Genomic DNA, 25,939 nt, shown 5'->3' with positions numbered 1-25,939 from the left:
ATGGTAAATTTTTTCATCAATCGGCCGATCTTCGCCGGCGTCTTGGCGATCCTGATGGTGCTGCTCGGGGCCATCGTCCTCCGCGGCCTGCCCATCTCCGAGTACCCCGAGATCAGCCCGCCCATGGTCGAGGTGGTCTCCACCTACCGCGGCGCCAACGCCGAGGCCGTCGAGGCCTCCGTCGCGACGCCCATCGAGTCGCAGGTCAACGGCGTCGACAACATGCTCTATATGAAGTCGACCAACGCCAACGACGGGCGCATGGTCCTGCAGGTGAGCTTCGACATCGGCACCAATCCCGATCTGAATCAAGTCAACACGCAAAACCGCGTCTCCCTCGCCCAGCCCCAGCTCCCGCAGGAGGTCGTCAAGGAAGGCATCACGGTCAAGAAGACCAGCCCCGACATCCTGATGGTCGTCGCGCTCTACTCGCCCAAGGGCAGCTACGATTCCATCTTCCTCAGCAACTACGCCCAGATCAACATGATCGACGCCCTGGCCCGCGTGAAGGGCGTGGGCATGGTCAAAAATTTCACTGCCCAGGACTACAGCATGCGGATCTGGCTCAATCCCGACCGGATGGCGAGCATGGGCCTCACCACCGCCGAGGTGGTGCAGGCGGTGCGGGACCAGAACATCCAGGCCCCGGCGGGGCAGGTGGGCTCCGAGCCCGCGCCTAAGGGACAGCAGTATCAATACAACGTGCGCTCGCGGGGCCTGTTGAAGGAGCCTTCGGAATTCGAAGAGATCATCGTCCGCTCCAACCCGGACGGCTCCCAGGTCAAGCTGAAAGACGTCGCCCGCGTCGAGCTGGGCTCGCAGACCTACGCCTCCTTCACCCGCATCAACGGCGCGCCCGGCGGGGTCTTGGGACTTTACCTCGCGCCGGGGGCCAACGCGATCGAGACCGCCGCCAACCTGAAGGCGATGCTGCGGGAGATGTCCGAGCGCTTCCCGCCCGACGTCGCCTACTCGGTCGCTTTGGATTCCACGCTGCCGATCAAGGCCTCGATCAACGAGATCGTCCATACCTTGGCCGAGGCGGTAGTCCTGGTCATCCTGGTCGTCTTCATTTTTTTGCAAAGCTGGCGCGCCACCCTGATCCCGCTGCTCACGGTGCCGGTCGCCTTGGTCGGCACCTTCGCCGTCTTTCCGCTGTTGGGATTTTCCGTCAACACCTTGAGCCTTTTCGGGCTCGTGCTCGCCATCGGCATCGTCGTCGACGACGCGATCGTCGTGGTCGAGGCGGTCCAGCACCATATCGAGCACGGCAAGACGCCGCGCGAGGCCACCTTCCAGGCCATGAAGGAGGTCTCCGGCCCGGTGTTGGCCATCGCCTTCATCCTGGCGGCGGTCTTCATCCCCGTCGCGATGACCGGGGGCGTGACGGGCCGCCTCTACCAGCAGTTCGCGGTGACCATCGCCGTCTCGGTGCTCTTCTCGGCCTTCAACGCCCTGACGCTCAGCCCGGCCTTGAGCGCGCTGCTGCTCAAGCCGCCGTCGCCCGCGCGCGGGCCTTTGGGGAAATTCTTCGCCGCCTTCAACCGAGTCTTCGACAAGTTCACCTCCGGCTACACCAAGACGGTCCAGTTCCTCGTCCGGCGCGCGATCCGCAGCCTGGCCATCCTCGGTGCGGTGGTGCTGGGCCTGGTGCTTTTGGGAAAGGCGCTGCCGGCGGGATTCGTGCCCAACGAGGACAAGGGCTATTTCTTCGTCCAGGTCCAGTTGCCGGAGGCGGCCTCCCAGCAGCGGACCGACGCGGTGGCCAAGCGGGTCGAGGAGATCGTGCGGCAGACGCCCGGCGTGGAGTGGGTCACGACGGTCGGCGGCAACAGCATCCTCACCGGAACCATGGGCTCGAACGTCGCCGGGCTCTTCGTTTCGCTGAAGCCCTGGGAGGAGCGCGAGAGCCCCGAGGCCTCGCTGCGCGGCATCCTGACGGGGCTGCAGCAGAAATTTGCGGCGATTCCGGAGGCGCAGGTCTTTCCCTTCGTCCCGCCGCCGATTCCCGGCTACGGCAACTCCGGCGGCTTCACCTACGAGCTGCAAGACCGCAGCGGCGGCGACGTCGCCAAGCTGACCCGCGAGACCGCGCGCTTCCTGGAGGCCGCCCGCAAGCGCCCCGAGCTCTCCGGGTTGTTTACGGGTTTCCGCGCGGTGGTGCCCCAGATCTCGGTCGAGCTCGACCGCGAGAAGGCGCGGGCGCTGGGCGTCAACGTGGCGGACGTCTTCACCACCCTGCAATCTTACTTGGGCGGGACCTATATCAACGACTTCAACCGCTTCGGCCGCGTCTACCGCGTGATGGCGCAGGCCGAGCCCGAGTTTCGGGTCAGGCCGGAGGACATCGGAAAATTCTACGTGCGCAGCTCCGGCGGGCAGATGGTCCCCTTGAGCACCTTGGTGCGCGTTCAAGAGATCAAGGGCCCCGAATACCTGATCCGCTACAACCTCTACCGCAGCGCCGAGATCACGGGCTCGCCGGCGCCGGGCTACAGCTCGGGGCAGGCGATGGCGGCCATGGAGGCCGTGGCCAAAGAAGTATTGCCTCGCGACATGGGCTATGAATGGACGGGCATGAGCTATCAGGAAAAGTTGGCGGCGGGGAAGGGGGCCCAGGTCTTCCTCCTGGCCTTGGTCTTCGTCTTCCTGCTGTTGGCCGCGCTCTACGAAAGCTGGTCTCTGCCCTTCAGCGTGCTATTGGGCACGCCGCTCGCGGTCTTCGGCGCCTTCGTCGGCCTCTTCCTCGCCAAGCTGCAGAACGACGTCTACGCGCAGATCGGGCTGGTTACCCTGATCGGCCTGGCCGCGAAGAACGCGATCCTGATCGTCGAGTTCGCCAAGGCCAAGCGGGAGGAGGGCGTCCCGATCCTGGAGGCCGCCGTCGAGGCCGCGCGCCAGCGGGTGCGCCCGATCCTGATGACCTCCTTCGCCTTTATCCTCGGCGTGGTGCCCCTGATGCTCTCGACGGGGGCCGGCGCCAACGCCCGCCACTCGCTGGGGTTTTCGGTCTTCGGCGGGATGCTGTTCGCGAGCCTGGTCGGCATCTACCTCATTCCGGTGCTCTACGTCGTCGTGCAGCGCTTCAGCGAATGGAAGCTCGGAAAGAAAGCGGAGAGCCCCGCGTGAAACGGATTTTAAGCTCCCTCCTGTTGGCGACTTTCTCCACGGCCTGCGCCATGGGACCGAATTATCGGCGGCCCGAGGTTGCGGTGCCGGAGAAGTTTCGGGACCAAGACAAGGTTCCCACGGCGAGCGAGGCCGAGCTGAGCTTCGCGGACCTGCCCTGGTGGGAGGTCTTTCAAGATCCCCAGTTGCAAGAGCTCATCCGCAAGGCCCTCGAGCAAAACAAGGACCTCAAGCTGGCCGCCGCCCGAGTCGAGGAGGCCCGCGGGCTGTACCGCTCGAAGCGCGGCGAGCAGTTTCCGGAGATCGGATTTCTCACCTCCGGGAGCCAGACCTACACCACCCAGCAGAACATCGACGACGAAGGCAATATCGGCTCGATCAACCGCACTTACGTGGCGGTGGGCGCCCAGCTGTCCTACGAGGCGGACCTCTGGGGTAGATATCGCCGCGCCAGCGAGGCCGCGCGGGCCCAGCTCTTCGCGCAGGAGGAATTCCGGCGCACCGTCTATCTCAGCTTGGTCGCCGAGGTCGCCCGAGCCTACTTCGAGCTGCGCAGCCTGGATCTCGAGCGGGAGATCGGGCGAAGCACCGCGTCGGTGCGGGGCCGCTCGCTGGGCCTGATTCGGCAGCGACTGAAGGGAGGCATCGTCTCGCTGCTGGACGTTAGGCAGGCGGAGGCGGAATTGGCGACCGCGCAGGTCGAGGTCGCCCGCGTCGAGCGGGAGATCGCGCTCAAGGAAAACCAGATCAGCCTTCTCTTGGGCGAGAACCCCGGTCCGGTGCCGCGCGGCAAGACGCTGACGGCTCAGTCGACGCCGCCGCAGCTTCCGTTGGACATGCCGGCCCGGCTGCTGGAGCGCCGCCCCGACATCCGCAAGGCGGAACAAGACCTGATCGCCGCCAACGCCAAGATCGGCGAGGCCAAGGCCCTGTTCTTCCCGCAGATCAACCTGAGCGCCCTGGGCGGCATGGCCTTTGTGGGGGGACCCTTGGGCGGCGTCACGGGGATTCTTTCCTTGGGAGGTTCCTTGTTCCAGTCGATCTTCGACGGCGGCAAGCGCAAGGGCAATTACGAGGCGGCGAAGGCGCGCTTCGAGCAGGCCCTGATCCAATACCAAAAGGTCATCCAGCAGTCGCTGCGCGAGGTCTCCGACGCCCTGGTCTCCGTGCGGAAGCTCGCCGAGATCCGCAAGCATACCCAAAGCCTGGTCGCGGCCGCCCGCGACGGGCATCGCCTGGCCACGGCGCGCTACGACGGCGGCGTCTCCAGCTACCTGGAGGTCCTGGAGGCCGAGCGCCTGCTGTTTCGTTCGCAGTTGGAGCTGGCCCGAATCCGCCGGGACCAGCTGATCGCGGTGGCGCAGCTGTATCGGGCCTTGGGCGGCGGCTGGAACCCCGCGCCCGCCGGCCCCGAAAGCCGGCCCAGCCAAATATCCTCTTCCACGGAAAATTCTAATTTGCCGTCCCGCTAGTAAAGTCATCCTGTTCCGAAATACATCCCCCCTTGCCATTTCCCCGGCGGGGTTGTAGAGCCCTTGCGGCCTCGCGATTTTTCTCGAGCCCTGTCCGATGCGACGGCTTTGCCCACCACCGGGTCGGCGTTTTAACATATTGTAACTATTCATTTTTTTTGGAGCTATCGACATGCATTTCCCCCTCCCCCCCCACGGCGGCGAATTGATCAACACCCAGGCCTCGGCCTCCGAGCGCGAGCAGTGGCTGCAAAAGGCCGCCTCGCTGCCCCGCCTCACCCTCAACGAGCGCGAGCTGAGCGACATCGACATGCTCGCCTGCGGCGCCTTGTCGCCCTTGAAGGGTTTCATGGGACAGGCCGACTACGAGTCGGTGGTCGAGAAGATGCGCCTGGCGAACGGCCTGGTCTGGTCGCTGCCGATCACGCTCAGCGTGAAGGAAGAGAACGCCTCCAAGTATGAAGTGGGCGCCGACGTCGCGCTCTACGCCCCGACGGGCGAGTGTCTGGCGATCCTGCACGTGAAGGAAAAATACAAGTACGACAAGGAGCGCGAGGCGGAGAAGGTCTACAAGACGAAGGAAGACAAGCACCCCGGCGTCGCCGCGGTCTACGCGCAGGGTCCGGTGTACTTGGGCGGCCCGGTCACCGTGCTCAACCGAGTGAAGTACGACGACTTCAACGAATATCGCAAGGACCCCGCCGAGCTGCGCAAGATCTTCCAAGAGAAAAAATGGCGCACCATCGTGGGCTTCCAGACCCGCAACCCGATCCACCGCGCCCACGAGTATATCCAAAAGTGCGCCCTCGAGATCGTCGACGGCCTCTTGGTGCACCCGCTGGTCGGCGCGACCAAGTCCGACGACATCCCTGCGGCCGTGCGCATGAAGTGCTACGAGGCCCTGCTCAAGAATTACTACCCGCTCGACCGCACTTATCTCTCGGTCTTCCCCGCGGCCATGCGTTACGCGGGCCCGCGCGAGGCGATCTTCCACGCCCTGGTGCGCAAGAACTACGGCTGCACCCACTTCATCGTCGGCCGCGACCACGCGGGCGTCGGCAGCTACTACGGTACCTACGAGGCCCAAGAGCTCTTCGACCAATTTGAGTTGGAAGACCTAGGCATCCTGCCGCTCAAGTTCGAAAACTCCTTCTGGTGCAAGCGCACCGGCGGCATGGCCACCGCCAAGACCAGTCCCAGCGGTCCGGACGAGCAGGTCAACCTCTCGGGCACCAAGGTCCGCGAGATGCTGCGCGCCGGCCAGCTGCCCCCGCCGGAATTCTCCAGGCCGGAGGTCGCGAAGATCCTGATCGAGGCGATGAAGGGCTCGTAAGGGCCCATCGCAACATTTCCGGATCTCGGCCGAAAAGCCCCTGAATCCTTTTAAGCGGGGGCGCTTTCTTCGAGGATTTCCTCAGGTTCCCCCTTATTTTTTCGCAGGATAGCTCTCGGCTATGGGGGACACTTTAGCATCCATTTTGAATGCCTCGCGCCCACCGCGGGCGGCCGATCCGGCCGCGCCGGGGGTCTTTTCCGCGCCGGCGGTGGTGTCGGCCCTCTTGGAGGGACCCGAGGGGATCGGCGCGCGGCTCAGCGAGGGCCAGCGGGCCCAGCTCTCCGCCCTGGCGCGGGAGAGCGACGAGGGGCTGTTTTGGCGGGGATTGCTGGCCTTTGGGGGAAGTTTAGAGAACGCCGAAAAATTTGATGCCGCCGGCAGGGTTTATGCCGCCGCCGTAGGGGCCGTTCGCGAACAGCCCCTACGGGTCGACGCCGAAAACCGGCTGAACGCCATCCTCGGCAAGGGCGCCTTCAGCCCCCGCTTCGAATTCCTCCTCAAGCGCTTCACCAAGGATGCCTCCGATCCCAAGATGATCGTCCCGATGTTGGCCGGCACGGCCGTCTACGGCCTGGCGCGGACCGCCGCCTTGGGACGCCTGGCCGGCGGCGCCCGCGGGGCCTGGTATACGCAGGGTTTCGGCGCCCGCCTCGCGGCGTCCACCGTGGGCTTTGCCGCCGAGGTCCCGACCTTCGCGCTCAGCTCGCGCGTCCTGCGACAAATCGGCTCGGACGGAAACACGCCCCAACCCGGGCTCGGCCACGAGTTTGCGAGCGCCGCGATCACCTTGGGTTTCCTCAAGACCTTCGCCTTCGCCGGGCAGCAGGGCTTCGCCCGCCTGCACGGCCTGCACGAGGCCGGGGCCGCGATGCGTTTCTCCGGTCTCGCCAAGTATTCGCAGCCCCTGCTCTCGCAGGGGGCCATGTTCGCGGGCCTGATGAGCGCCCACAAGGCGGAGGAGGGCCTGGGCCTGCGTCCCCGCGTCGACGGCGCGACGACGGTCACCGACACGCTCGCCTCGATGTTCAGCCTAGGCGTCGGCGCGCGGCTGGGGCACTACGCCCTGGGGCCCCGCTTCGCGAGCTTTCAGCGGGAGATGGAATTCAGGACGGGCCTCGCCCTCTTGCAGGGCTCGATGCCGCAAGCGCAGGCGCCGCGCGCGAATTTCGCCGCGGGACGCGACCTGCGCGCGACCTACGGCCGCCTGGCCGCCTCCGCCGCGGGGCTGGCGGCCTTCCTGCCGGAGCGGCTCGCCTTCGCGCAAGGCACGGGCTCGGGCCCTCAGGCCTCCGACCCTACTTCCGTCGCGATGACCTGGCTCTCCACGGCAGTCGTCGGCGGTTTGCTGGCCTGGGGCGCTCACAAGATTCGAAGTCACTATGTTGCGCCGCGCGGCCGCATCGCCGAGCTGTCGGGCTTTCGCGCCCAGCTGGAGGCGACGCCGGCGGAGAAGCTTTCGGTCCAGGTGCAAAAGGCCGAGCGTTATTTGCTGGAATCCAAGGACTACCGCCGGGCCAACGAGGAAGAGATCGCCGTCGAGGCCTACAATTTCCTTCGCGTCGCGATTCCCAAGCTGGAGCCGAACCAGCGCCTGGCCAGCATGGAAAAAATCTGGGATCAGCTCACCGAGATCGGCGACCATCACAAGCACCTGGCCCTGCGCATCCTCCGCGAGACCGCCGGGTCCTTGGATAGGGACGGCGTGGAGCGCCTCGCCTTCCGGGCCAAGCAGGCGCTGCGCTATGAAGATTTGGACCGCGCCCTCAACGCCGTCGTCGTGTTGACCTGGTTGATGCCGCTGCGGGCGCCGGAGAGGCGCGTTGAGGCCGCGGTCGCGATTCACCAGTCCCTGGCGGGCCGCGCGCCGCAACTGGCCGAGCACCTCGATTGGCTCGGCAAGGGCCGGATCCTGCTCAAGGGCATGAAGGAATTCATGGACCAGCGGGCGGCCGAGGAAAAGCAGAAGCTTCGCCAGAAGATCCGCGAGCTGAACAAGGCGCGGGACGGCGGGGAGTCGGCCTTGGATTTCTCCCTGGAAGCGCGGATCCGGCGCCTCGAGGCGGAGCTGAAGAACTTTAACGACGGCGAAGAGATCGACATTGCCAACGCCTATTTGCGGCACCTTCGCGAGAAGGAAGAGGAGATCCCGATGCTTTGGGATCACCGCCTCGCCCTCGACTACGCCGAGAAATTCCAAGAGATCTTTCACGAGCGTGAAGCCCCGCCGGGACCCGCCGCGGTGCCGCCCACGCTGCGGGCGCGCCTGGAAGGCGTCCAGCCTTACCTGAAGGACGGAGGTACCTGGCTGCGTCACCTGCATCCCAGGACTCTCTTGGAAGAGATTGACCGCCAACTCGAGCCCGCGGATCGCACGACTGCCGAATCCGACGGGGATTGAACCGGTTGCCTATCGGTCGCTCCAGCGCTTCGCCGACGCATTCCCGATCTTACCCCTCCTGAATGCTTGTCAGGACTCGCCCCTTGACATCGCCCGCATCGACCCCATCTCAGGAACAGCGCCGGAAACAAGGCGCGAAAGATCTTAAAATCCCTTTAGTTTCTTGTTTCAAGGAGGTCGATGTTATGACACGCCTGCAAGTCTATCGCCCGTTTCGGGAAACCAACCCCTTCCGGGACATCTGGAATCTCCCGGAGGAATTCAACCGCCTCTTTTGGGGCTTGAGCCGCGCGACGCCGGAGGAGGCCGACGCGGCCGCCGAGTGGACGCCCGCGGTCGACGTCTATGAAGACGCCGAGGCCCTGCGCATCCACGCCGAGCTGCCCGGCCTGAAGAAGGAGGACGTGAAGATCAACGTCCGCGAGGGCGTGCTTTCACTGCGCGGCGAGCGCAAGTTCGAGAACGAGGAGAAGAAAGACAACTACTATCGCCTCGAACGCAGCTATGGCAGCTTCCTCCGTTCCTTCACGCTGCCCAACACCGTGGATTCCGAAAAGATCCAGGCGAAGATGAAGGACGGTGTCCTCGAGCTGGTCATCCCCAAGAAGCCCGAGGCCAAGCCGAAGGAGATCAAGGTCGAAGTCAGCTAAGGTTCGAAATACGGGGACGGCCCGTCGTCACGGAAGATGCGGGCCGTCCCCTTTTTTATATTTGGATCCTCCTGAGAGCCTAAACCGGCAAGGAGGGGGTAGAATGAGAAGGGGCGGCTCCCCGTAAGCCGTCCCTTTTTTTTACCTCGTTGGAGGGAAGGGGCGGGCATGGTATTCTGATTGCGATGCAAAAGAGATTCCTTATCGCCCTTGGTCTGATCCTGAACCTCCTCCCCGCAAGCGGGCGGGCTCAACTGCAAGACGCGGACCCGAAAAATTTTTTCTCCATGCTGGAGGTCGCCTCCTGGGTGGGCCGCGTCTCGCTCAAATCCGCTCAAGCGCCGAAGGTGGGGCAAGGATTTTTCCTCTACCAATTGAAAGTGGTCGAGGTGCTAAAAGGTGAGGGGGTGGATCGCCTCCTCGTCCTGGACGAGCCCCTGACGCCCGGCGCTCCGGCCCTGCTTCCGGCCGAGGGGGAATTTTTGGTCTTCCTCGGTCCCTTGCCGGGCTACACCGCCTATCAAGAGGCGCGGCGGCAGGGCTACGAATACCGAGTCCTGGGCGGGAAGAGCGGGGTCGTCGCAAAGCCGAAGGCGGCCGTCACCGTCGCCAAGGCCTATCTCGCGGCCGCGCCCGCGGCGCGCGGCGCCTTGCTCTTGCAGGCCTTGGTCGGAGAGGATGCGAGGATCGCCAACGACGCCGCGGTGAAATTGGGAGAGAGGTCCAAGCCGGATTTCTCAGCCGTAGACGTCGCGGCCCTTGTAGGGGCCGTTCGCGAACGGCCCCTACAGGACACCGCAAAAATCGCCCTGGTCCGTGCCCTGGAAAATTCCGGCAACGCCGCCGCGCTCGAAGGCTTGAAGCAGCTCGCCGACGATCCGCCCTCGCCCGCGAAGTGGGCCGCCGTCCGCGCCCTGGAAAAATTGGGCGCCCCCCGCCCGGTCGAGCGCCTGGCCGAAGACTTTCGCCGCGCCGGCGACGCCGAAAAATCCCAGGCCCTGGCCTTGATCGTCCCGCAAAAGAACGCGGCGGCCGAGGCCTTCCTCTCCGGCGTCCTCGCCGGACCCTTTTCCATGGATGTGAAAAAATCCGCGCTGCGGCAGATGGCGGAGCATAAAAATCCGGCCTATGAGGCTCTCCTCCTTAAAAACCTCGGGGCGGGCGAGGTCCCCCTCCGTGCCGAGACCATCCTCGCCCTGGGCCGCATGGGCAGCAGCCAGGCGGTTCCGCTCGTCATCCCCCTGCTCGACAGCCCCCAGGCGCCGTTACGCGCCGCGGCATTTTTAATGCTGAGCGAGAGCCCCGACCCACGGGCCCGGGAGGCGATCGGCCACCGCTATCACCGCGACCATCACGGAGGAGTTTGGGAGCAAAATCAACACTTTTACGGGGAGACCGGGACCGGGCAGAAGCCCTGAAAATCCCCAGGCAACGAAACCCGATTTAAACCGATAAAATCCTTGGAATTATCAGGGTTGCGGCTTAACCGGGCCACCGGGGGATTTTCATCATAAACCAGCCAGGGGTATGGCAGGAGTCAGCGCTTCATGTTCGGGAATATCCAACGCATCGGAAAAATCACGACACTGGCGGGCTGCCTTGCGGCCCTGCTTTCTTGCGGTGGCGGGGGCGGCGGCTTCGACCTCGAGGGCGGCGTCTTCGGACCCAGCGTGAGCGGCACGCCCGACAGCTTTCGCGGCGCCGGCATCGTCAACGACGGCAAGTTTCTCTTCGGCGGCCCGCTCGCGCAGGGGCGCGACGGCGACATCCTCCTGCAGAACGACAAGATCCGCATCATCCTGCAAAAGCCCACCCGCAACACCGGCGTCGGCCTCTTCGGCGGCAACATCATCGACGCCGACCTGTTCCGGCCCAGCGCCGAGGGCGGCAAAGATCAGTTCGGCACGATGTTTCCGCTGGTCAACCTCTCCTGGACGGTCAACTACCAGCGCCTCGAGATTATCAACGCCGACTTCGCCAACGGCCCCGTGGTCGTGCGCGCGACCGGCATCCTCGACGTCTACGACTACATCCAGACCAACATCATTACGCCCTTCGCGAAGATCTTCGTCGGCGCCGACCTCTACTTTTCGACGCGCTTCGACGACATCTTCAACCCCTTCAAGAACGTCCCCGAGCTGAAGGGGCTCAATCCGATCATCGTCACCGAGTACACGCTTAAGTCCGACGCCAACTACGTCATCATCGAGACCCGCTTTCAGAACGACGGCGAGACGCCGCTGAAGATGCCGGTGGGCGACTGGCTGAACGGCTCCGGTACCCTCGAGCCCTTCGTCCCGCGGAAAGGCTTCGTCCGCGGCGCCCAGATCGACCCGATCGCCGCGATGGTGTACCAGGCGATGGAGGAGAACGTCGGCGTCAGCTACGGTTATTTCTACAATCCGATGCAGTTCATGAAGGACGACGGCACCCTGCACACCTCGACGGCCCTGACCGTCTCGGGCGTCACGCCGGTCGTGCTGGGCGAGGGCCTCTTGCAGGTGCTGCCGCTCAACGGCGGCGAGGGCGACGTGAAGGTCAATTTCACGATCGAGCCGGGCAGCCGCACCATCACCCGCTACTTCGTCGTCGGCAAGGGCGACGCGGCGAGCGTCATCGACGGCGGCTTCCAGGCGCTGGGCGTCTCGAAGCTGCGCCTGAGCGGCGTCGTGAAGGACGCCGGCGGCGATCCGGTGGCCAAGGCCCGCGTGGTCGCGATCGACACCTCCGACCCCGAGCCCGCCAACCACGTCCCGGTGACGGTGGCCTTCTCCGACGAGCAGGGGAATTTCTCGGCCGACCTCTCCAGCGGCCGCGACGTGAAGGACAAGATGTTCGGCTCGGGCACCTATACGATCCACGTCTATAAAGAAGGCTACGTCTTCGCCGGCGGCCCTAAGGCCGGCAAGTGCAGCGGCGGATCGCTGGACGCGGGGACCAACACGGTCACCGGCGTTGTCTGCAGCCTGGGCGAGACCGGCAGCGTGAGCGTCAGCGCGACGGAGGACGGCGCTCCGATCCCCGCCCGCGTGACGATCGTCGGCTTCGAGCCCAGCCCGACCCATCCTTACGGCCAGCCGCCCAACTTCGGGCTTTATTCCGACGTCAACCTCGAGGAAAAGCCCTACGGCATTGTCGACCTGCTCTACGTCGATCCCAGCGGCAACCTCGCCCCCCGCGGCCACCACCGCCTGATCGGCGGCAACCAATTCCGCCTCGAGCCGGGCGAGTACGAGATATACGTCACCCGCGGCCCCGAGTATTCCGTCCACAAGCAGCGCGTCACCGTGCCGCCGGGCGGCTCGGTTGCGGTCAACGCCGAGCTTAAGAAGGTGCTCGACACCTCCGGCTTCGTCGCGGCCGACTTTCACCTGCACGGCATCAAGAGCGCCGACTCGGTCTGGAGTCTGGAGTCGCGGGTCTTCAACGGCTTGGCCGAGGGCATGGATATCTTGGTTTCCAGCGACCACGACTACGTCACGGACTACGGCCCCGTGATCGAGCAGCTGGGCGTGGGCCATCTGATGACCTCGATCGCCGGCGACGAGATCACGCCGCTGGCCTTTGGGCACTTGGGCGTCTTCCCCTTGACGCCCGATCCGTCCTCGACGACGGGCGGGGCCTACGACTACACCTACGTCGACACCGACGACGTCATCAACCCGGACAAGGATCGAGTCCAGACGATGGAAGAGATCATCAAGGGCGTGGATGAAAAATACGCGGGCACGCAGGTGATGCAGATCAACCACATCATGGACAAGGCGACCGGAAACTTCGCGATCGCGGGTCTGGTGACCTCGGTGGCCTTCGACGACGTCCAGCCCCTGTCCAGCTTCGCCGACCCCGTGAAATTTCGGATGCCCGCCAATACCAACGAGGCGGGCGGCTTCCAGGGGCCCTATCCCTTGGGCACCAGCGGCGCGGTCTCGATGGCCTTCACCGGCATCGAGCTGACCATCGGGGCCTATCCCGACACCCTCGATCACCTGATGCAGAGCGCCCTGCCGGTTTATTTCAACCTGCTCAACCTGGGCGTGATCCGCACCGCGACCACCAACAGCGACAGCCACACGCAGATCCGCGAGCCGCTCGGCGCGCCGCGCAATTACGTGATGTCGTCGACGGACCCGCGCGACGGGATCGGGTCTTCCTTCCAGGCGATCTCGCCCGAGGAGATCGCGGTCAACGTCAACGCGCACCGCAGCATCTGCAGCAACGGCATCTTTATCCGGCCTAAATTGATTTCCGCCTCCAATCCGGGCGGCGTGACGGTGGGAGGCACCCTGCAGGGCTCGGGCGAGGTGACCCTCGAATTGGAAATCGCCAGCAACGAGTTCTTCGATTGGGACCGGGTCGACGTCTTCGCCAACACGGTGCCGCTGCCCGCGAAGGACGACATGACGGGCGTGACGGACCTCTCGACGCGGGAATACCACGAGGTCTCGGGCACGCATACGCAGAAGTACCTGATGACGCCGCTCTTCCAGTTCGCGCGGGGCGCCTCGGGCGACGCCGCGATCAACCAGACGGTCGCGGGCGGCGTGCGGCGCGCGACGCTCTCGAAGAGCTTCAATTTCTCCGAGGACACCTGGGTCGTGGTGGTGGTGCGCGGCAGCAACGGCGTGCGCTCGCTCTTCCCCTACGTGACGCGCGGGGCCAGCAGCAGCGTGGCGCCGGCCAGCTTCCTCGACATTCTCGACGCCAATCCGGCGCAGATCGGCGGCATCCGGGCCTTCGCCTTCAGCAACCCGATGTTCGTCGACGTCGACGGCAACGGCTTCGAGGCGAAACACATCCGCGATGGGCAGTCGCCCTTGGCGAATTCCAATTAGGTCTTATCAAGATTCCAGTCCCAGGAGTGCGGCGGCGTTGCCGTAGAGGATCTTGTTTTCCGCTTCCTCCCCTAAATTCATCTTCAGCAAGGCCGATCTTTCCCGGTCCCAGGGGTAGGGGATGTTGGGGAAGTCGGTCCCGAAGATCAGCCGGTCGGCGTTTTCTGAAAACCACTCGCGTTTAATGGGATTGGGAAAGAAGCCGCCGATCGCCATAGTCGTGTCGAGGTGCAGATTGGGATAGTCCTTCAGCATGCCAACGAAGCGGTCCATCTCCTCGAAGCCGAGATGAGGCACGACGAAGCGCAGCTTGGGGTATTTGCGGATGACTTTCTCGAAGCGGTCCGCGCCGCTGAGCGCGGTGACGTCGTAGCCGTAGCCGCGGGTGGGCTTCTCCTTGAAGTGCGGCCCGTTGCCGCAGTGGATGAGGACGACGCGGTCGAGGGCTTGGCTAAGTTCGTAGACGGGCGCCATGCGGGGGTCTTCGGGCGCGAATTTTTGCACGTGGCAGTGAAACTTGAGGCCCTGGAAGCCGTAGCGCTCGAAACAGGTGCGCAGGATATTTTCTTTGTCGCGGTCGTCGGGATGGAGGCTGCCGAAGGGGACGATGAAGTCGGGATATTTTTCGCCCAGGCGCCGCGCCCACTCGTTGAGCGACTCGGCCATGCCGGGTTGGTGCGGGTAGTGCAGCGACACGGCGCGCGTGACGCCGTGGGCCTTCAGCGTGGCGACGGCCTCATCGGCGTACTGCTTGTACTCGATGGGCCAGGCGTGCGCCTCGAACCAGCGCCAAAGCGCGTCCATCAGGCGGTCGGGGAAGAAGTGGGTATGGAAGTCGATGAGGGGCATGTTTTTTTACGGTTTATCGTAATTGCAAAATATGATATCAATATACATTGCTAATATGATAATTATATTTTGTATTTATGACACTTATTTCCGAATCTCAATTATTAGAAGTACTTAGACGCCAAAATCGCTGGTGGCAAACGGGCACGGTACCCCCAGACCTCGCCAGGCCATTCCGCCGACTGCCATTTTACGAGGTCCAATCCTTTTTACAAAACCCCGAAATTCACCGGGCCATCGTACTGGAGGGCGCACGGCGCGTGGGGAAAACGGTGGTGCTTCACCAAGTCGCCGAAGAGGCCATTCGTCGCGGCACTTCCCCGCGGAAGGTGCTCTACATCACTTTCGAAGACTTGGCTTTGGCGCCGGCCAAGCTGCACGACCTGCTGGGGCTTTATGAAAAAAACGTCGAGGCCATCTCGGAAGAGACGGTGATCCTGCTCGACGAAATCCACTACACAGCGCAATGGACTCGGGCCTTGATGACGCTTCTGCAGCGGTACCCCCGGACGAAGGTGGTGGCGACGGGTTCGGCCGCGGTCTTGATTCGCGACTCGGGGCGCAACGAATCGGCAGCCGGGCGTTGGGTGTCGGTGCCGGTGTCGACGTTGTCCTTTTACGAATATGTCCATCTCAGGAATATTCCCGCGCCTGCCTTGCCCGCGGACCTTACTATTTCGGGGCTGGCCGCGGGCGACGCCCGGCAGCGCGAGGCGGTCTTGTCGGCCTGTCTGCATTTGCCCTTGGAGTTTAACCATTATTTGCTGCAGGGCGGCTTTCCGGCCTTCGTCTCCGAAGGCATTCCTTTGGACATGGCCCAGCGCTTGCTGAGGGAGGACGTGATCGACAAGGCCCTCAAGCGGGACATGGCTCATCTTTACGGCGCGCGCAGCCTGGGCGAGCTGGACCAGATCTTCGTCTATCTATGTTTCAACTCGGGAGCCATCGTGGAGAAGAGCAAGCTGGCAAGCGCCCTCGAGACCTCCGCGGCGACGGTGGAAAACCACCTGCAACGCCTGGAGGACGCGCATTTGATTTATCGACTGCCGCCCTTTTTGTTGCAGGGCAAGAAGGCTTTGAAGCCGCGGCCCAAGGTCTACATCGCCGATCCCAGTCTGCGGAACGCGGTGTTGCTGCGGGGCGAGGGCCTGTTTACCAACGAGACGGAATTGGGCGCGGTGATGGAGTCTTGCATCTACAAGCATCTGCATAATTTCTATTATCCGGAGCGTCCGCGTTTCGGCTATTGGCGCAGCCCGCGTGGGGAAAAAGAGGTGGACTTGGTGCTGGAATTTCCGGACGGAGGCCGCATGGCCTGCGAGGTCAAGTATCGCGAGCGCCCCGAGCTGGAAGCGAAAGAGGGCCTGGCCGAGTTGCTGCATCAGGAGAAGAAGCTCAGGCAAGCCTTTTTGATCACCAAGAATTCCGCCGACTACGGGGTTTTGGAGAAGGGGAGGGTGTTCAAAATACCGGCATTCTTGTTTACTTACTTGTTGGGGCATATCCAGGGGCGGAGGTGGATGCGGGGCTGGGCGACATGAGCTTCGGGGTGGTCTACGGCAAAGATTCGGTTGCCCAATTGTGGACTCGGAATTAGGATAACTCCCTCAATTCGAATGAATCAGCCCGCCAGGGTTTCCGGGTAAGGGACCAGGGTTTTCTCATGGGCCGATACGACAAGATCGTGCTCTGGCGCGACCTTGTCGGGCTGCAAACTCTCAGAACATCATTTTACGTTTTAGAAATCCAAAGAGGGACTGAATGCCTCCAAGAAAAAGGACCAAAAAGGAAAAGTCCTCCCATGGCGGCGCCATTGTCGGCTTCGAGGAAAAACGTCGGTATCCAGCGACCTGGGGACGGCATATCCCGATATGAAGGGACTTAAGTTAGCGAAATCTCAAGTATATGCGGGCGTTCGCCGGCGCCTGGCGGAACCCCGAAATCGTGCAAGGAACACTTGCACAAATCGGTCGTTACCAAAACATTACCCTGTTGGATACTCTTGATTCCATACCATGAAACCCGAAGACCAAGCTCGAGAAACCATCGACAAGCTTTTGACCCAGGCCGGCTGGGTTGTTACGGACATGCGTCACGCGGACATCGCCTCCCACCGCGGGGTTGCGATCACGGAATTCGGCCTGAATCCCGGGCATGGCACGGCGGATTACATGTTGTATGTCGACGGCAAGGCGGCCGGGGTCATCGAGGCCAAGGCCGCGGGCGCCACGCTCACCGGGGTGGAGATCCAATCCGACAAATATACCAAGGGTGTTTGGGCTTCTTTGCCCGCTTGGGCAAGGCCCTTACCCTTCGCCTACCAAAGCACGGGAATCGAGACCCGCTTTACCAACGGTCTGGATCCCGAGGCCCGGTCACGGCCGGTCTTTGCCTTTCATCGTCCGGAAACTTTGGCCCTTTGGTTGGAAGAGGGCTTGAGCCTTCATGCCGAAACGGGACCGGAGTACCTCAAGCAAGGCAAGACCTTCCTGGCGCGCATGAACCATATGCCTCCGTTAATTGAAACGGGGCTTTGGCCCCCTCAAATTCGGGCCATTAAAAACTTAGAAAAATCCCTGGCCCAAAATCACCCCCGGTCCTTGATTCAAATGGCCACCGGCAGCGGCAAGACCTTTACGGCCATCAGCATTCTCTATCGCTTGATTAAATTCGCCGGCGCCCGGCGCATTCTTTTCTTGGTGGATCGAGGCAATTTGGGCCGCCAGACCCATAAAGAATTCCAGCAATACCTCTCGCCCTACAATAATTTTAAATTCACAGAAGAATTCATCGTGCAGCGGATGAGTTCCAATCAATTGGATAAATCGGCGCGGGTCTGCATCAGCACCATTCAGCGTATGTTCTCCTTGTTAAAGGGGGAAGAGCTGGACGAGTCCCTGGAGGAAGAATCCCTTTTCGACCACACCCGTCTTTTTAAAGAGCCCGTCCCCGTCGAGTACAACCCCAAGATCCCCATCGAGACCTTCGATATCATCGTCACCGACGAGTGCCATCGCTCGATTTACAATCTGTGGCGCCAGGTCTTGGAATATTTCGACGCCTCGCTCGTTGGCCTGACGGCCACCCCCAGCATGCAGACCTTGGGATTTTTCAACCAAAACCTGGTGATGGAATACGGGCATGAGCAGGCGGTGGCCGACGGGGTCAATGTCAATTACGACGTCTATCGCATCCACACAGAGATCACCTCCGGCGGGGCCAGGGTCGAGGCGGGCGTTTACGTGGACAAAAGGCACCGTGAGACCCGCCAGGTACGCTGGGAACAGTTGGACGAGGACCTGGCCTACCAGGCCAATCAATTGGACCGCGACGTCGTGGCGGTAGATCAAATTAGAACCGTCATTCGCACCTTCCGCGACCGCCTATTCACCGAGATCTTTCCGGGGCGCACCGAGGTCCCCAAGACCCTCATCTTCGCGAAGGATGACAGCCATGCCGAGGACATCGTGAAGATCGTCCGGGAGGAGTTCGGCAAGGGTAACGAGTTTGCGCAAAAGATCACCTATCGCACGACGGGGCGCAAACCCGAGGAGCTGATCGCCGAGTTTCGGAACAGCTATTTCCCGCGCATCGCGGTGACCGTGGACATGATCGCCACCGGCACGGATATCAAACCCTTGGAGATCGTCTTGTTCATGCGTTCGGTGAAATCGCGGAGCTTTTTCGAGCAGATGAAGGGTCGCGGCGTGCGGGTGGTGGACCAAGACACCCTGCGCGGCGTCACCCCGGACGCGAAGGTCAAGGATCACTTCGTCATTGTCGACGCGGTCGGTGTTTGCGAACAGGATAAGACCGAATCTCGGCCCCTCGAAAAGCGCCCCAACGTCAGTTTCGAGAAGCTGCTCCAGGCCGTGGCGCTGGGCAACACCGAAGAAGAGGTCGTCTCTTCCTTGGCGGGCCGCCTGGCACGGTTGGCCAAAAGCCTTCCGGCCCGGGACCAGGCCAAGGTCGAGAAGGCGACCGGGGGAAGAGGGCTCGGGGAATTGGCCTCGGATCTCTTGGCCGGCATCGATCCCGACCGGCAAGCCGAGTCGGCGCCCGGGCAGGCCCCAGCCGAGCCCGGTGCGGCCTTGCGGGCTGCGCTTCGGCCATTTCACAATCCCGACCTGAGGGACCTCTTGATCGAGTTGAAGCGGGAGAGCGAGCAGGTGATCGACACGGTCAGCAAGGACCGGGTCTTGGAGGCGGGGTTCAATGCCGAGGCCTTGGAACGCGCCAAAGACACGGTCCAATCCTTCGAGCGATTCCTCCAAGAGCACAAGGACGAGATCACCGCCCTGCAGGTCCTCTACAGCAAGCCATACCGCGTTCGCCTGCGCTTCCAAGATATCGAGGAATTGGCCGAGATCATCCGGCGTCCGCCCCATCATTGGACCCAGGACAAGTTATGGGAAGCCTATGCCGCCCTGGAAAAATCCAAGGTAAGGGGCGCCGGCGCCCATCACATCTTGAGTGACTTGGTCTCCTTGGTCCGCTATGCCAGCCATCAAGAAAACGAATTGGTTCCCTTTCCCGAAAGGGTCCAGGCCAACTTCAAGGCCTGGCTGGGGGCGCAGGAGAAAAACGGCGCCCGATTCACCGACGAGCAACGGCGCTGGCTGGAGATGATCCGCGACCACATTGCCGCCAACGTCAGCATCGAGGCGGAAGACTTCGATTACGCGCCCTTTGCCCAGCAAGGCGGTCTGGGGAAGGTGCATGAGGTCTTTGGCGATAAGCTGAATGTCATCCTGGAGGAGTTGAATGAAACGCTCGCGGCTTAAAACTGTGAAAGCGGCTCCCAAGAAAGCGAAGGCCGTCAAAGCGGAGGGTTTCGAGGAAGTCGTCGCGATGATCCAGGCCTCCAAGCGCCGGGCCTTGCAGGCGGTGAATACGGAACTCATCGATCTCTACTGGAGGGTCGGCGAGTACATCAGTCGCAAGATCGAGACGGCGGCTTGGGGCGAGGGGGTAGTCGACAACCTAGCGGCCTTTATCGCGAAATGCCATCCCGAGATCAAAGGGTTTACCCGGCGAAATCTCTTTCGGATGCGGCAGTTCTTCGAGACCTACCGACACGATAAAAAAGTGTCACCACTGGTGACACAATTGCCCTGGACACACAACCTGCTCATTTTGAGCCGTTGCAAGCGGCCCGAGGAGCGGGAATTTTATTTAAGACTTTCTCTGCGCGAAGGTTGGGGAAAACGGGATCTGGAACGGCAGCTCGCGGGAGCCTTGTTCGAGCGGGCGGTCTTGTCGCCGCCAAAAGTGTCACCGGTGGTGAGACAATTGCACCCCGGGGCCACCAATGTCTTCAAAGACAGCTATCTGCTTGATTTTCTGGACCTTCCAGACGGTCATTCCGAGCAAGAATTAGAGGGTGCCCTGGTTTCTAATTTAAGGCAGTTTCTCACGGAGTTGGGGGCAGATTTCGCCTTCGTGGGGGAGCAGGTTCGCCTCCAAGTGGGAAAGAAGGATTACGCCTTGGACCTGCTCTTCTTTCATCGCGGCCTAAATTGCCTGGTGGCGATCGAGCTGAAGATCGACGAGTTCAAGCCGGAATACCTGGGCAAGCTGGAGTTTTACCTGGAGGCCCTGGATCGCGACGTCCGCAAGCCCCACGAGAAGCCCTCGATCGGGGTCTTGCTGTGCGCGACCAAGGATACGGAGGTGGTGGAGTACGCGCTGAGCCGTTCGCTCTCGCCGGCCTTGATTGCGGAGTATCAGACGAAGTTGCCGGAGAAGAGGTTGTTGCAGAGGAAGTTGCATGAGTTTTACTTATTGGCGGAGCCGGGAAAAATGAAAGTAATTGGAAGAAATCAGGTATTAAAGGTCAATAAGAAAAGAAATAAATTATTTGTTCAAAAAAATGCCAAGTAAACAAAAATTAGGATTGGTTATTAATAGCAACATGAAAATGGATGTTTGTGGCTATTGGAAAAATGCGCGTCTCGATGAAATAGGAGAGGTGATTTTAGGTCAATCTCCGCCTGGAGAGACTTATAATTTAGAGCAAGAAGGCCTTCCCTTTTTCCAGGGTAAAGCCGAGTTTGGAGATCTTTACCCGACTCCAATTAAATGGTGTTCCAAGCCAAAAAAAATTGCAGAACCAGATGATGTGCTTATTTCGGTTAGGGCCCCAGTTGGTCCAACCAATCTTAGTCCTTCTCGGGCCTGCATAGGTCGAGGGCTGGCGGCCATTCGGCCTAAAGAAGGGATGCCTTCCAAATATTTACTTTATGCACTTCGTGCGACAGTAGATTTTTTGACCGAAAAAGCAACTGGTTCTACTTTTGAAGCGATCAATGGAAAGGACCTGAAATCACATATTATCCCAGTTGCTCCACCTTATGGCCAGGTTAGGATAGTTGAGGAAATCGAAAAACAATTCACCCGCCTAGATGCAGGAATCGCGGCCCTCAAACGAGCTCAATCCAACCTCAAGCGCTACCGAGCCGCCGTCCTCAAAGCCGCCTGCGAAGGCCGCCTAGTCGAGTCAGACGTTACAAAATGGAAAAAAGTTCAGCTCAAAGAAGTAATCGGGTCAATGAAGAATGGTATATATAAACCTCGCAGCTCATATGCTGAACGCGGAGTCGCATGCCTAAGGATGTATAATATTGAGAATGGAAAGATTGTTTGGAAAGACATAAAGCGAATGAATCTCAGCTCTAAGGAGATTGATGAATATCAACTCCTGTCTGGTGACTTGCTAGTAAATCGGGTGAATAGTCGTGAATTGGTCGGGAAAAGTGCCCCCATCCTACCTGGAATAGAAAAATGTGTATTTGAAAGTAAGAACATTCGAATCCGTCTTAAGCATGATTTGGCAGATTATAGATTTATAGGTTTTGTGATGAGTGTTTATGGCCCGATTCACTTTAGTAGGAATGCACAGCAAGTCGTAGGGATGGCCTCAATAAGTCAATCCCAAATCGGTTCAATCGAATTGTCGCTGCCTTCATTAATCGAACAGAAAAGGATTGTTGCGGAAGTTGATAGGCGTTTGAGTGTCATTGAGGAATTGGAGGCATTATATGTCGTCAACATGAAACGAGCAAATCGATTAAGACAAGCAATTCTTCAATCGGCATTCATGGGTGAGCAAAGTTAATCCTGCTTTCGAAATTAGTTTAATTCAAAATGAGCAGGCTGAGTAATGGGAAAAATTAAAAATCCAATACAATTTTCACGGGCTTTTAAAATCTCAGATAAAAAACTTTATTCTCTTGGAGTTTTGGATCCCACTCTTAATGTCGATGCAAAGCTGTTTATTGATCCTCTCCTTCTGAAACTAAGTCGGCACCCTGAATTAAAAAAGGCTGATAAAACTTACCGAGAATATTTTTCTACTATAATTAAATTACTAGCAGCCTCTAAGAAGGAAAATGATGCTCCTTGGAGAGCGGCATATAAAAAATTACTTTTTAGGGAAATAAAAGGGACCTGTTTAGGTTATGGTGCTGCATCCATTAGCGGAAATGGTTTTGGCCCCAGATTAACATCTAAAATAACTGCAACAGCTAAAGAGATAATAGATTTAGGTATAACAGATCCAGACCTTTTTTGGTCACTACCTTTATTGGAGGAAAATGTCGGTCCAGATCTAATTAGTGACATGACGACAAATATTATTCTGCGAGACTTATTAAGTTTTAATGAAAGGATAATAAAAAAATTAAAAATTCCAAATCAGACATTTGTAATTAATGGAATTACGGTTAATTTACCTCGCAATCCGACGGAATCAACACTTACTCCTGTGATACTTGTGCCAATGGATATCCTGAGAGACCTTCCGATAGCTAATGATTGGTCTGAAGTGTGTGATGCTGCGCATAAAAATGCGGGCCTAAGAGAAAGGGTTAATGAGTTAATTGCGGAAATCTGGTTGGCAAAAACTAGAAAACAAAAGGAAGAGATTCGGCAAAAAGCTTTGGAAACTCAAGAGTCATTTGAAACAGTTCTGGATCTTATTCATGAAGTACAACCTACTCCCTATAATGTTAAAGAAGACCCGGAAGGTATATTTACTTGGCGGAATATCCGCGAATCTATTGCCGTCAAATTCCCTTTAAATCTAAAAAAACCAAGAGTGCTAAATTTAGATGAAGTATATGGAATTGTTCTGAAGATAATACAGCAATTTCAGCACCTGATAGAAGCAAGGGGTCTTTCCCGCGAGCTATGGCACAAAGGCAAAAAACGAGGCGAAAAATCTGTTCAGCGAATATTCTTTGCCGTTGCCGACAGTTACTGTCAGGCAAATAATTTAGATGTAAGCCCCGAAATTGACACTGGAACAGGGGAGATAGATTTCAAATTTTCACAGGGATATGAAAATAGGGTGCTAGTAGAAGTTAAATTGTCCGATAACCCAAAATTGTTGCCAGGATACACCAAGCAACTCGAAGCCTATAGGTTGGCGGAAAAGTCCATGAAAGGGATTTATATCGTTATTGATGTCGGCCGAATGGGGAAAAAGGATGAACAATTAATTAAGCTTAAAAATGAACAAACTGAACATAAATTGCCAGCATCAGAAATAGTCTTTATTGATGGGCAAATTAAGGAATCAGCCAGTAGATTGTAAAACATGACTTCCACTACGCAAATTACCCAAAAACTCTGGAACTACTGCAACACACTCCGCGACGACGGCCTCTCCTACGGCGACTACGTCGAGCAACTCACTTATTTGCTCTTCCTCAAGATGTCCGACGAACGGACGAAATCGCCATATAATCAGCCGAGCCCCATCCCCGCAAAATTCAACTGGCCCTCCCTATTAAAGAGAGACGGCGACGACCTCTTCGATCACTACCGCCATGCCCTTGAAATTCTGGGCAACGAAAAGGGCCTGCTTGGGCTGATCTTCAACAAGGCCCAGAATAAAATCCAAGACCCCGCCAAGCTGCGTCGCCTGATCGTCGACCTGATCGACAAGGAAAACTGGTCTTCTTTGAGCGCCGACGTGAAGGGCGATGCCTACGAAGGGCTCTTGGAGAAGAACGCCCAAGACACAAAGTCGGGGGCCGGGCAGTACTTCACGCCGCGCGCCCTGATCCAGGGGATCGTGGAGGTCATTCAGCCGCGTCCCAACGAGACCATCTGCGACCCCGCCTGCGGCACCGGGGGTTTTCTCCTGGCGGCTCATGACTACTTGGTGGCCAAAAATCCCAACCTGTCCAAGGCGGAGAAGAGGAAGCTAAAAGAAAACACCTTCAAGGGCTTCGAGCTCGTGCAAAGCGTGGCGCGGCTCTGCGCGATGAATCTGCTCCTTCACGGCATCGGCAGCCAGGACTACGAGCCCATTGCAGTGGTAGATTCCCTCGCCGCCGAGCCCAGCGAGCGTTTCGACATCGTCCTGACCAATCCGCCCTTCGGAAAGAAAAGCAGCATCACGATCGTGGGAGAGGAGGGCAAGGTCTCCAAAGAGAAGGACAGCTATGAGCGAACGGACTTTTGGGCCACCACCTCCAACAAACAGTTGAATTTCTTGCAGCACGTCAAATCCCTGCTCAAGATCAACGGCCGTGCGGCGGTGGTGGTGCCCGACAACGTCCTCTTTGAAGGCGGGGCCGGCGAGACGATACGCCGAAAGCTCCTCCATGAATGCGACGTGCACACCCTGTTGCGTCTGCCGACCGGGCTTTTCTACGCCCAAGGGGTCAAGGCCAATGTCCTGTTTTTCGACCGGAAGGAAGCGGGCGAAAAGCCCTGGACCCAAAAGCTATGGATCTACGACCTGCGCACGAACCTGCATTTCACCCTCAAGGAAAATCCGCTCAAGCGTTCCCATCTGGACGAATTCGTGGCCTGCTACAACGTCAAAAATCGCCGCCAAAGGAAGGAAAAGGAACGCTTCAAGGCCTTCACCTACGAGGATCTCCTCAAACGGGATAAAATCAACCTGGATATCTTTTGGCTCAAGGACGAGAGCCTCGAAGAATCCGCCAACCTCCCGGCCCCCGAAGTCATCGCCCAAGAGATCGTTACGGATCTCGAGGCCGCCTTGGAGCAGTTTTCATTGATTTCCGAGGATTTGGGCCGCGAAAGAAGGCCTGGATAACTTTGCTTGCCTTGACAATCTATAGCTTAAGGCCGACAATTTTTTGATGCTGCCGCGACTGACCAGGCTGTTTCTCTTCACGGGCACCGCGATGTGGCTGCTGCTTGGCGGTTGCAGCTCCTCCAACAACCCCGAGGGGGCCGCCGGCGCGGGCTCCGGCGGCGAGTCGAAGGCCCCGCAAGCGCCCGAAAATGCGCCCGCCGCGCCGGGCGCGGCCGTCAACCGCATCGAAAAAACCGGCCAGCTTACCTACAAGCTCTACCTGCAACCCGAAGCCAACGCCGCCAACCGCAAGGGCCTGGTCCTCTTCGGCGCCGGCAACGACGAGAACGACCCCGCCACCGGCAGCCTCGACGGCGCCCTCGAGAACAGCGTGGCCGGCGAGCTGGCGAAGCTCGGCTACGTCGCCGCGATCGTCGCCTATCGCGACCAGCCGCCCTTGGTGCCCAACGACGGCGGGGCCTCCTGGAATCGCAACAGTGAGATGCTAGCCGCCGACATGAGCCAGGTCGCCGACGCCGTCATCGCCTCCGTCGGCGGCGGCCTCAGCCGCGGGCGCGTCCTCACCGGCGGCGTTTCCTACGCCTCCTATTCGCTGCTCACCAACATCTCCATGAACAATACCCCGCTCGCGGACACGCGGGGCCTCTTGGCCGCCTGCGGTGCGACCGGGGATTACGAGGCCAAAAACTTGAAGATCCCCGTCTTCAGCCTGAATTGCTCCGGCAATCCCGAGGGCGATTACCACGGCCAGGGCCTGATCGACCGCATCGGCGATCCGAAGCTCAAGGCCGACAGCGGCTTCTTTACCGACCCCGCCTGTAACAGCCACTGCGGCGGCGCCCTGGGCACCTGGATCTCCAAGCTCGTCGAACGCGCGCAGCTTTGGCTGCCCTAGAATCCTTCTCCCCGCGCTTACTGTGGACCCCACAACTATCGGCGATATACTCACCCTTCTTTCCGCTTGCATTTTCCCGGACTTCGCAGAAAATAACCCTCGCTTCCCCCCCACAAGGAGGTTCCGATGAAACAGGCCGCAGTCTTCGTTTTGTCCGCCGTCACCCTCGCGCTCTTTGCCCCCGCCGCACAGGCCTTCGATCCGGGCGCCTGCCATCCCGACATCGAAAAATACTGCAAAAACGAAAAAATCGCCGACGGCGAGCTCAAGGCCTGCCTCAAGAAGCACCTGGCCCAG

Annotated in this window: 16 protein-coding genes; 15 read left to right on the top strand and 1 reads right to left on the bottom strand. The window is 59.8% G+C overall.

What is annotated here, in order from left to right; translation table 11 throughout:
- The 7 genes from FBR05_06740 to FBR05_06710 all read left to right on the top strand — a co-directional run bounded on the left by FBR05_06740 (position 1) and on the right by FBR05_06710 (position 13,820).
- On the top strand, positions 1 to 3,129 hold the full coding sequence (locus FBR05_06740) for a multidrug efflux RND transporter permease subunit (GenBank protein ID MDL1871885.1): 3,129 nt from the start codon (positions 1 to 3) through the stop codon (positions 3,127 to 3,129).
- Entirely contained in the window at positions 3,093 to 4,601 is a 1,509-nt protein-coding gene (locus FBR05_06735; GenBank protein MDL1871884.1) for an efflux transporter outer membrane subunit, read from the top strand. Before FBR05_06740 ends, FBR05_06735 begins: the two co-directional genes overlap by 37 nt.
- Before the next feature lie 172 nt (positions 4,602 to 4,773).
- A complete protein-coding gene (sat, locus tag FBR05_06730) occupies positions 4,774 to 5,934 on the top strand; it encodes a sulfate adenylyltransferase (GenBank protein ID MDL1871883.1) in 1,161 nt (386 codons plus the stop codon).
- A 145-nt stretch (positions 5,935 to 6,079) separates the two neighbouring features.
- Positions 6,080 to 8,335 (top strand): hypothetical protein, encoded by a 2,256-nt coding sequence (locus FBR05_06725; GenBank protein ID MDL1871882.1) that lies wholly within the window; start codon positions 6,080 to 6,082, stop codon positions 8,333 to 8,335.
- Positions 8,336 to 8,520: 185 nt separating this feature from the next.
- A complete protein-coding gene (locus FBR05_06720) occupies positions 8,521 to 8,985 on the top strand; it encodes an Hsp20/alpha crystallin family protein (GenBank protein ID MDL1871881.1) in 465 nt (154 codons plus the stop codon).
- 185 nt (positions 8,986 to 9,170) lie between these two features.
- Positions 9,171 to 10,403, top strand: a complete 1,233-nt coding sequence (locus FBR05_06715; GenBank protein MDL1871880.1) for a HEAT repeat domain-containing protein — start codon at positions 9,171 to 9,173, stop codon at positions 10,401 to 10,403.
- A gap of 129 nt (positions 10,404 to 10,532) precedes the next feature.
- The gene (locus tag FBR05_06710; protein ID MDL1871879.1) at positions 10,533 to 13,820 is read left to right on the top strand and encodes a carboxypeptidase regulatory-like domain-containing protein; all 3,288 of its coding nucleotides are present in this window, start codon (positions 10,533 to 10,535) and stop codon (positions 13,818 to 13,820) included.
- A gap of 6 nt (positions 13,821 to 13,826) precedes the next feature.
- On the opposite strand, the gene FBR05_06705 is transcribed toward FBR05_06710, so the two are convergent.
- Complete coding sequence (locus FBR05_06705; GenBank protein MDL1871878.1) at positions 13,827 to 14,669, bottom strand: amidohydrolase; 843 nt, start codon at positions 14,667 to 14,669, stop codon at positions 13,827 to 13,829.
- A gap of 77 nt (positions 14,670 to 14,746) precedes the next feature.
- On the opposite strand from FBR05_06705, the gene FBR05_06700 reads away from it, so the two are divergent.
- The 8 genes from FBR05_06700 to FBR05_06665 all read left to right on the top strand — a co-directional run.
- Positions 14,747 to 16,210: an ATP-binding protein gene (locus FBR05_06700; GenBank protein MDL1871877.1), complete on the top strand. Its 1,464-nt coding sequence runs from the start codon at positions 14,747 to 14,749 to the stop codon at positions 16,208 to 16,210.
- A 474-nt stretch (positions 16,211 to 16,684) separates the two neighbouring features.
- On the top strand, positions 16,685 to 19,453 hold the full coding sequence (locus FBR05_06695; GenBank protein MDL1871876.1) for a DEAD/DEAH box helicase: 2,769 nt from the start codon (positions 16,685 to 16,687) through the stop codon (positions 19,451 to 19,453).
- Positions 19,434 to 20,552 (top strand): DUF1016 domain-containing protein, encoded by a 1,119-nt coding sequence (locus FBR05_06690; GenBank protein ID MDL1871875.1) that lies wholly within the window; start codon positions 19,434 to 19,436, stop codon positions 20,550 to 20,552. Before FBR05_06695 ends, FBR05_06690 begins: the two co-directional genes overlap by 20 nt.
- Positions 20,530 to 21,786: a hypothetical protein gene (locus FBR05_06685; protein ID MDL1871874.1), complete on the top strand. Its 1,257-nt coding sequence runs from the start codon at positions 20,530 to 20,532 to the stop codon at positions 21,784 to 21,786. The genes FBR05_06690 and FBR05_06685 overlap by 23 nt, the downstream gene beginning before the upstream one ends.
- A 45-nt stretch (positions 21,787 to 21,831) precedes the next feature.
- On the top strand, positions 21,832 to 23,265 hold the full coding sequence (locus FBR05_06680) for a hypothetical protein (GenBank protein ID MDL1871873.1): 1,434 nt from the start codon (positions 21,832 to 21,834) through the stop codon (positions 23,263 to 23,265).
- Between the two features lie 3 nt (positions 23,266 to 23,268).
- Positions 23,269 to 24,744: an SAM-dependent DNA methyltransferase gene (locus tag FBR05_06675; GenBank protein MDL1871872.1), complete on the top strand. Its 1,476-nt coding sequence runs from the start codon at positions 23,269 to 23,271 to the stop codon at positions 24,742 to 24,744.
- Between the two features lie 46 nt (positions 24,745 to 24,790).
- On the top strand, positions 24,791 to 25,642 hold the full coding sequence (locus FBR05_06670) for a hypothetical protein (protein MDL1871871.1): 852 nt from the start codon (positions 24,791 to 24,793) through the stop codon (positions 25,640 to 25,642).
- Between the two features lie 126 nt (positions 25,643 to 25,768).
- Positions 25,769 to 25,939, top strand: a 171-nt coding sequence (locus FBR05_06665) for a hypothetical protein (GenBank protein ID MDL1871870.1), incomplete at its 3' end; no start/stop codon positions are given.

This window comes from Deltaproteobacteria bacterium PRO3 (genome assembly GCA_030263375.1).
Classification (GTDB): domain Bacteria; phylum UBA10199; class UBA10199; order DSSB01; family DSSB01; genus DSSB01.
Note: the sequence above shows the minus strand (reverse complement) of the source record. Positions and strands in the feature narration are given on the sequence as shown.

Bases quoted from the DNA above. Each gene is read 5' to 3' on its own strand.
- FBR05_06740 (MDL1871885.1), top strand. From the start codon at position 1: ATGGTAAATTTTTTCATCAATCGGCCGATCTTCGCCGGCGTCTTGGCG.
- FBR05_06735 (MDL1871884.1), top strand. From the start codon at position 3,093: ATGGAAGCTCGGAAAGAAAGCGGAGAGCCCCGCGTGAAACGGATTTTA.
- sat (MDL1871883.1), top strand. From the start codon at position 4,774: ATGCATTTCCCCCTCCCCCCCCACGGCGGCGAATTGATCAACACCCAG.
- FBR05_06720 (MDL1871881.1), top strand. From the start codon at position 8,521: ATGACACGCCTGCAAGTCTATCGCCCGTTTCGGGAAACCAACCCCTTC.
- FBR05_06715 (MDL1871880.1), top strand. From the start codon at position 9,171: ATGCAAAAGAGATTCCTTATCGCCCTTGGTCTGATCCTGAACCTCCTC.
- FBR05_06710 (MDL1871879.1), top strand. From the start codon at position 10,533: ATGTTCGGGAATATCCAACGCATCGGAAAAATCACGACACTGGCGGGC.
- FBR05_06705 (MDL1871878.1), bottom strand. From the start codon at position 14,669: ATGCCCCTCATCGACTTCCATACCCACTTCTTCCCCGACCGCCTGATG.
- FBR05_06700 (MDL1871877.1), top strand. From the start codon at position 14,747: ATGACACTTATTTCCGAATCTCAATTATTAGAAGTACTTAGACGCCAA.
- FBR05_06695 (MDL1871876.1), top strand. From the start codon at position 16,685: ATGAAACCCGAAGACCAAGCTCGAGAAACCATCGACAAGCTTTTGACC.
- FBR05_06690 (MDL1871875.1), top strand. From the start codon at position 19,434: ATGAAACGCTCGCGGCTTAAAACTGTGAAAGCGGCTCCCAAGAAAGCG.
- FBR05_06680 (MDL1871873.1), top strand. From the start codon at position 21,832: ATGGGAAAAATTAAAAATCCAATACAATTTTCACGGGCTTTTAAAATC.
- FBR05_06675 (MDL1871872.1), top strand. From the start codon at position 23,269: ATGACTTCCACTACGCAAATTACCCAAAAACTCTGGAACTACTGCAAC.
- FBR05_06670 (MDL1871871.1), top strand. From the start codon at position 24,791: ATGCTGCCGCGACTGACCAGGCTGTTTCTCTTCACGGGCACCGCGATG.